This window comes from bacterium (assembly GCA_040757115.1).
GTDB lineage: Bacteria > UBA9089 > CG2-30-40-21 > CG2-30-40-21 > SBAY01 > JBFLXS01.
The window spans coordinates 1-5,591 of the sequence record JBFLYA010000244.1; the positions used below are offsets into that span (position 1 = coordinate 1).

Genomic DNA, 5,591 nt, shown 5'->3' on the forward strand with positions numbered 1-5,591 from the left:
TTCAAGCAGTCCTGGTCCAAGTTCCTTATGCACCGCAACCGCAACATCAACTATGATTTTCCCGATTTCATTTTCATTCATCTTTGTGTCCTTTGCGTCTCTGTGTGATTATTTTTATTAGTCTAACCTTAGATTATACTGCCTATCGGCAGTTTTTATTTTACTGCATTATAAGTTAGGCTAGTTATAGAGTAGCATAAATAGAATATTCTGTCAAGAAAAATTTTAATATCAAAATTAGAAAATACTGAAAAATAACATCATGGTATTATACTGCCTATTAGCGGTTTTTATTTTACTGCATTATAAATTTTTTCGACCTGTGCAGGTTAGCTTTAAGATTATTATTCTTCCCTTACCTTAAAAATGTCCGAAGGGGAATAAGGAGATAAGGAAGGATTATAAATTCCCTGGATAATTGGGCAAAAGGTTATGGTTATGAAGTTGGTATGGAAGCCTGCTCCCTGATTTTCATCAGAGCTTGCCCTGAATTCATTTCAGGGGCAGGCTCTGACAGGCTCAGGAGTTAGCTCAGGATGGTTATGCAAAAAGACTAACCCTGGCCTGGCGCCAGGACAGGCTTCATAACCCCTAAACCAAACCACCCTCCTAACCATAGTGTCGTGTTGAGTAAGTTTTGCACGGGGTATCATCATATTTCATAACCTGCAAACGGATAATTGGTAACTGGTAATTGGTTAAATAGTTTCGTCATGAGCTCAGCCGAACGGTATTTAATTACCAGTTACCAATCACCAGTTACCAGAATCAAATTTCGTGCGTTATTTGTTCAACACGACAATAGGTGTTTAGATTCTCAGTCCTTCAATCTCTACCTCATCTATTGGGCAGACATTTAGGATTTCCTCTTTATGTGAGTCCCAAATAACTCTGATTCCACTTTTGCCTTTATCATCCGAATATCTCGCACAGATAGCGGCGGCTTTTAACAAGTTGTCTGGCTCAATTTGTCCCCGGCAGATGACAATAGGACCTTTATAATTGACAACCATAACCTGGACATCATCCTTACCCAATTCAAGAAGCCTTTCATTCTCCTCCTCATTTCTTCCAACAACTACCTTTAATTCTTCTGATAGTCTAAAATGTCTGCCAATCTTCAAAAACTCAATATCAATCAAGGTTGGAGCATCGGTATGAGTAAGTAAATCCTTCATCTTTTTTGCAAATTCTGGGTCTGTTAACAGACAGCCACCTGCGGGAGATGGATAATCATTTATCTGTAGCTCTTTTGCCAGCTGAATTTGAGGTTTTCTTGAACGACCAGAAATACTAAGGAGTTTTTCTCTATCTACCCAGCCTTTTTCTTCAGGTAAGGTTGGTTTGAGCAATTTTGCAGATAAAGGCCGCAATACCAATCCCTCAAGCCCACTTTCGCGGTCAATTATCTCCATTGCCCTTCGATATTGGGACATAGGTCTTTGCCCAAGGACCTCGCCAGTAACGATAAAGGATGCTTCTGATATGGTCATATATTCTTTTGCCTTTTTAAGCATTAGAATTCGGCAATCAATGCAGGGGTTTATATTTTTCCCGTAGCCATACTTAGGATTTTTAAGCATCTCCAGATATTCTTTGCCGAGTTCAAATACCTTTAATTTCATCCCACATTTCTCGGTTACGATTTCTGCAGAATGTGAATAGTCTTTAATTTGATTCCATCGCCAAAATGGGCTAATAAAGTTTATCGCCTCAACCTCTATTCCCATCTTGAGTATTATCTCTATGGCGATGGTGCTATCCAATCCCCCGGATAAGAGGGCTAATGCCTTATGTGTCATAAAACCTTCACGCTCCAATATTTCCCCTGAAAATAGCGAATTAGTGAATTAGAGATTAGCGAATTATCTTGCGTCCGTGCTTTCGCAGACTCATGAGCGTTTTTCCTTTTCTTACACTACCTGATATGGTGAACGGTTACGAGTTGATGAGGATAATCTTATCCCCGGCTTTAATCTTGCCGCCAGATATTACCTCGGCAAATATCCCTTCTTTTGGCATCACGCAATCGCCTGCTTGATAATAAATGGCACATCTATCATGACAGACTTTCCCGAGCTGACTTATTCTCAAAAGCACATCAGAGCCTATTTTAAGTTGGTTTCCTATTTTTAGCAAAAGTAAATCAATTCCACTGGTAGTGATATTCTCTGCAAAATCTCCTGGACCGACCGCAAGCCCCATCTGTTTCATCTTTTCAATCGATTCAAGGGCTAATAGGCTTACCTGGCGATGGGATACCTCATTTTTAATATCAGGACTGATATTGGCATGCCCATCATCTTTGAGTCCACAATCCTTTATCAGTTGCCAGGCTTGACTAACGGGTTTTTTCCGTTCACCTTTGTTTTTACTGATATTAACTGAAACTACCTGACCAATCATTAAATCCGCTCCATTTACAAATTAAATTCACCGATTAATAGCCACAGAGTCACAGAGAACACAGAGGGAATATATAACCACGAATGAACACAAATACAAAGAGATTTGGAGTGCGAGGCTGTAACCTCACTTCTGGCAAGCCAAAAGGCGAACCTAAAGGTTCGCACTACATTTATGGGATGTCAGAGGTTAATTCGTGTGCATTTCTGGCTAATTTCCTTAATTCTCTGTGAACTCTGTGCCTCTGTGGCTGAACGCTTACCAGTTTCTTTCAATCCACAATCCGCAACTCCTCAAACAGTCCTAACTTTACCAGTTCCTCAATAAGATACATCACATCTTTTTTAAGCAATGGCTCACCGCCAGTAATTCGCACCCGTCTAATGCCAAGTTGAGCCATCAAACCTGCCAGTCGGATTATCTCCTCGTATCTTAAAATCTCCTGATGACTCTTCTTACCTATCTCTTTCCATGATTGACAGTAGATACACTGTAAATTACACATATCCGTAATAGAAAGACGCAAGTAATTAATCTGACGATGGTAACTGTCTGTAAGCATAGGTAGTTCACCTTCTTATAAATTCTTCTTCCAGAAAATCAGCTATTTTTGAGTAATCACTCAGTTCAAAGCAGGGTATTTCAAGGTTAAAAGGACAGTCACTTACTACCGCCACGAGATTATCTTTTTCAGGATTACAGAGCAAACCAGTTTTTTTTACTATCTCCTGGCGAAAGACCTCAATCTTCGGTTTATCCTCAAGTTTATAGCCTTCAGTTAAAATAAGGTCTAATTCAGAAAGATACATTCTGCTAATCTCATCGATACTACAGGGATTTTTCAACTTACGGATGAGCATCAATTTATTCTGCCCGGCTAAAACAGTAGTTTGGGCACCAGCGAGTTGATAGCGATAGGTATCTTTCCCTTCACAGTCAACTTCCCCCTGTTTAATTATATGGCTGTGATGCTTAATTACGCCAATAGCGTAACCCCTTTTTCTTAATTCTGGCACCAGACTTTCAATTAAGGTTGTCTTACCACTATTTTTTCTACCAACGATAGAGACTATTGGAATCATTGTGAAATAAGTATAATTGATTTTACTTTATTTGTCAATAGATTAAAGATATGAGTGCAAACCGGAAACTAAGAAACTGACCCCAAGAAATGTGAAAAGGATAACAAGTAACCCGACTATGGCTAAATAGGAAAGAGTCTTTTTGCTTACTCCGATAAACCTCAGATGAAGGAATAAGGCATAGTATAGCCAGGTAATTAAGGCCCAGACCTCTTTTGGGTCCCAACCCCAGTATCTCCCCCAGGCAAAATATGCCCAGATAGCACCGGAGATGATGCCAAAAGTAAGCAACGGGAAGCCTAATTTAATTAAATAAATCGTTACCTCAGAAAATCTTTTCTCTTTATCCTTAAAAAGTGAGACAATAGCAGAAATAGTCGCCAGACTAAAAAAGGCATAAGCCAGAAAACAACTACTGACATGAATATGTAGCCAGGGGCTTTGAAGGGCGGGCATAAGTGGTTTTGTCTGCCAGGTAAAGGTTAAACTGGTGATTATTCCAGCCGCGGATAAAAGTGTTGTCCAGACACCAAGATTAACCCATTGAAACCATTTAAGCCCAACTAACCAGATTATGGGTATCAGCCAGCTTAAAAAAAGCAAAGATTCGTAGAGATTGGTAAATGGTGGATGACCTGTGTTAATGCTTAAAATAACCAACCCGAGTGTCTGGATAATAAGCCCTGCAGAGATAAGAATTATCCTACCTTTCTGCTTGAAATTAGGAATTACGGATAAAAGATAAACAATGACAACGACTCCAAATAAGATTTTATCTGGCAAAGTAAAACCTCCTTATCAGCCCCAAAAGGATAAGAAATGAACCCAGAATGGCTATCTTTGCTCCAGGGTCTTTAACCACCTCAAGACTACTCCAATATTTCTCGACCACCATCTCTTCAAAGTCAAGATGAGATAATATTTTCCCTTGCCGATGATGAAAATCCTTGTGTTTGAGAAATAACCATCCATTTTCTTTTAGCGTATCGTCTTTGTAAACGGCAATTTTCACGGCAGGGTTCTTAAATTCCGCAGACCTAGAAAATGTTCTACCATCACTGTCGATAGCAAAATCAGGCAAGAAATCAATCAGTTTAAAAGTGAGACCACTTTCTTCCTCAATAACCTCATCCCCTATTCCCTTAAAGACTATTTTTCCCCGCGGAGAAGCAATCTTTAAACGGACATCAGACAGTTCATAGCCTTGCTGGTAAAAGTTAAATCCGTTGAAGGAAAGAGGATGGTTAACCAAACTTTCCCCTTTTTTGACTAATTGGTTATTTAAAAATATAGAAATGGTGCTTTTAAATTCTCTTGGTGTTTGCCCATCATCATAAAACTTAAGGTCAAAGTCATCCAACCTTATTATCAAATTCGTCTCAGGTAGTCTCTGTTTTTCTCCTTCTCTTATCTCTATCACCTGGCGATAGCCAAAGAGAAGGGTAATTAATGCCCCAGTTAGAATTACCAGGAAACCTGAATGAATCAGCCAGGAAGTCAGGGAGACTTTTTTTCTCAAAATAAGACAGGTAAGGATAATTCCTGCGGCACAAACTAAAAGCAGGAGGAAAAATGGGGAGTGATAAAATTCCACATCATTCTTAAAACTACCAAAGATTAAGACACCAACGATAACACCACATAAAACCCCGCTTAGAAAAAATATCTTTTTCATATTTTTCTTAATTAAGATAGCATAATTACTCTAATTTGTCAAGAGGCAGACCGAGAATTCCTGGTATGGAGTGCGGCGGTATCTTGCTACCGCTTTCGGATAAGGCAAAAGCAATCTTTCGCACTCCAAAGGCTATTTTCAGAAGAAACGGACATGAGCCAAGGCTCACAAAGGGCAATGAAAATGGGAGAAGGACAACCCCCTAACCCCCTTTATTAAGGGGGAATTGCTGAGAGTTTCTTTCTTCCCGAATCCCGAGTCCCGAATCCCGATTTTCAGAAGAAACGCTCATGCCCCCACGGGACACAAAGTCTTATGGTGAAATGTCAAGTAAAAAATTAAGTTTTTTTAAAAATATTTTTCTTGACTTATATCCCTAAAAAGGCACAAAAATAGTATGTTCGGATACAAGTGAATTTTTTAAATAT

7 protein-coding genes are annotated in these 5,591 nt (G+C 39.3%); 1 reads left to right on the plus strand and 6 read right to left on the minus strand.

The annotated features are described in order from the left end of the window. Nucleotides 1-809: 809 nt before the first annotated feature. Complete coding sequence (locus tag AB1422_16060; GenBank protein MEW6620824.1) at nucleotides 810-1,820, minus strand: hypothetical protein; 1,011 nt, start codon at nucleotides 1,818-1,820, stop codon at nucleotides 810-812. Between the two features lie 118 nt (nucleotides 1,821-1,938). Beyond that, a complete protein-coding gene (locus AB1422_16065; protein MEW6620825.1) occupies nucleotides 1,939-2,406 on the minus strand; it encodes an MOSC domain-containing protein in 468 nt (155 codons plus the stop codon). An 83-nt stretch (nucleotides 2,407-2,489) separates the two neighbouring features. Here AB1422_16065 and AB1422_16070 point away from each other — a divergent pair, with 83 nt between their 5' ends. Next, nucleotides 2,490-2,639, plus strand: coding sequence for a hypothetical protein (locus AB1422_16070; protein MEW6620826.1), 150 nt, complete (start codon nucleotides 2,490-2,492; stop codon nucleotides 2,637-2,639). Nucleotides 2,640-2,677: 38 nt separating this feature from the next. Here the strand turns inward: AB1422_16070 and AB1422_16075 are convergent, their stop codons facing one another. Genes AB1422_16075 through AB1422_16090 form a run of 4 tightly spaced genes read right to left on the minus strand, consistent with a single transcriptional unit; the run spans nucleotide 2,678 to nucleotide 5,163 of the window. Beyond that, the gene (locus AB1422_16075) at nucleotides 2,678-2,968 is read right to left on the minus strand and encodes a radical SAM protein (protein MEW6620827.1); all 291 of its coding nucleotides are present in this window, start codon (nucleotides 2,966-2,968) and stop codon (nucleotides 2,678-2,680) included. Between the two features lie 7 nt (nucleotides 2,969-2,975). Continuing rightward, entirely contained in the window at nucleotides 2,976-3,488 is a 513-nt protein-coding gene (gene mobB, locus AB1422_16080) for a molybdopterin-guanine dinucleotide biosynthesis protein B (GenBank protein ID MEW6620828.1), read from the minus strand. Nucleotides 3,489-3,530: 42 nt separating this feature from the next. After that, a complete protein-coding gene (gene ccsA / locus AB1422_16085) occupies nucleotides 3,531-4,271 on the minus strand; it encodes a cytochrome c biogenesis protein CcsA (GenBank protein ID MEW6620829.1) in 741 nt (246 codons plus the stop codon). Further along, nucleotides 4,261-5,163 carry a cytochrome c biogenesis protein ResB gene (locus AB1422_16090; GenBank protein MEW6620830.1) on the minus strand — a complete coding sequence of 301 codons (903 nt, stop codon included), beginning with the start codon at nucleotides 5,161-5,163 and terminating at the stop codon, nucleotides 4,261-4,263. The genes ccsA and AB1422_16090 overlap by 11 nt, the downstream gene beginning before the upstream one ends. Nucleotides 5,164-5,591: the final 428 nt, after the last annotated feature.